Annotated in this window: 3 protein-coding genes and 1 pseudogene; all 4 read left to right on the forward strand. The window is 53.0% G+C overall.

The window, feature by feature from the left end:
* The first annotated feature begins 360 nt into the window (after positions 1–360).
* Positions 361–597: a hypothetical protein gene (locus ACTHS3_RS13160; protein ID WP_440368148.1), complete on the forward strand. Its 237-nt coding sequence runs from the start codon at positions 361–363 to the stop codon at positions 595–597.
* Positions 587–700 carry a hypothetical protein gene (locus ACTHS3_RS13165; RefSeq protein WP_440368149.1) on the forward strand — a complete coding sequence of 38 codons (114 nt, stop codon included), beginning with the start codon at positions 587–589 and terminating at the stop codon, positions 698–700. Before ACTHS3_RS13160 ends, ACTHS3_RS13165 begins: the two co-directional genes overlap by 11 nt.
* Before the next feature lies 1 nt (position 701).
* Positions 702–953, forward strand: coding sequence for a hypothetical protein (locus tag ACTHS3_RS13170; RefSeq protein ID WP_440368150.1), 252 nt, complete (start codon positions 702–704; stop codon positions 951–953).
* An 80-nt stretch (positions 954–1,033) separates the two neighbouring features.
* Positions 1,034–1,383: pseudogene (locus ACTHS3_RS13175) on the forward strand (RHS repeat protein); the annotation flags it as partial.

Below are 1,383 nucleotides of genomic sequence, written 5' to 3' on the forward strand. Positions count from 1 at the left end.
ATCAACATACCTATAACTACCAATCTCGAAATTGTCTTAGATTATCTTGAATATCTAAGTTTCAAAGAAATAGCTGACTACGAATATGGAAAAATTGTGCAATAAGCAAATCTCAAATATACACATTTCGCTAAATTCAATGCCTTAAGGCAAGAGCTTCTGAAATACATTTTCAAACGACCTTAGTCCCGACGCAGGGTGGTCAATTGTGCTACCCACGCAGCCCCCTAGGGCTACCTGAAAAAGTGTAGACTGCTTTTCAATGCCACAAAACAGTTCAAAAGTAGCCTGCACATTCAAAGGCGCGCATACAAAGCAAGCCGTAGTCTCCATGAAACCTCCAATCCCGACGTAGGGTGCGTGCGGTACGCACACGGTTTCCGCTTTTCAGACGGCCTCGAAAACCAAACCCGTTTCGTTTGGGACGGCAGCCACCTCTTGCAGGAAGTCCACCCGGACGTCAGATATACCTATCTCTACACCGATCTCGACAGCTACGAACCTTTGGCACAGGTACGCAATTGGACAACCGCAGACGGCGAAAACCTACTACTTCCACTGCGACCAAATCGGTATCCCGAGAGAGATGACCGATAAGGACGGCAATCTGGTTTGGTTTGGTGACTATACCGGCTGGGGTCGTCTGAAAGAGGAAACCAAGAAAGCAGTAGCCCGCATGAAACCTCCAATACCGACGTAGGGTGTGTGCGGTACGCACGCACGCGGTTTCTATTTTTCAGACAACCTCAATCCTTTTTCGAGGTCGTCTGACCACCCATACCGACGGCGAAGGCCATACCACTTCCTACGAATACGGCCAGGATGGCCTGCCGACCTGGCGCACCAATGCGCTGGGCTATACCTTCGGCTACCATTACGACAAAGCCCACTGCCTAGTCGGCCTCACCAATGAAAACGGTGCGCGCTACCGCTCGGCTTCGACCATAAACTGACCGGCTACCGCTACAACGCCGGCAACGAACTGGTCGAGCAGCGCGAATTCGGCGACGACGCCTCCCTCGCTGCCAAACTGATGGCGCAGCTGGGCGGACAGCCCGTCCCCAAAAAAGACGCCGCCCCGCTTTCAGACGACCTCGACGGCCAAACCCCGCTGCGGATTACCGAGTTCAAACGCGACGTATTGGGACGCTTAATCCATACCCTCGCCCGCAACAACGACAAGTTTCAGGAAACCGTTTACCAATACGACCCGGACGGCAACCTCGTCCGTGCCGCCAACAGCCACAGCATTACCTGCTTCGACTACAACGGCAACGGCCAAATCATTGGCCAGCACCAATGGAGGGTACCGACTAAGGAAGAGAACGCCCGAAACGGATTGCCCGAAACCGACTGGCGCGATGCGCAGTACGACATGCTGTA

It is taken from the genome of Neisseria sp. P0009.S007 (assembly GCF_051962515.1).

Coding starts and splice junctions, on each gene's coding strand:
- ACTHS3_RS13165 (WP_440368149.1), top strand. CDS start 587: ATGACCGATAAGGACGGCAATCTGGTTTGGTTTGGTGACTATACCGGC.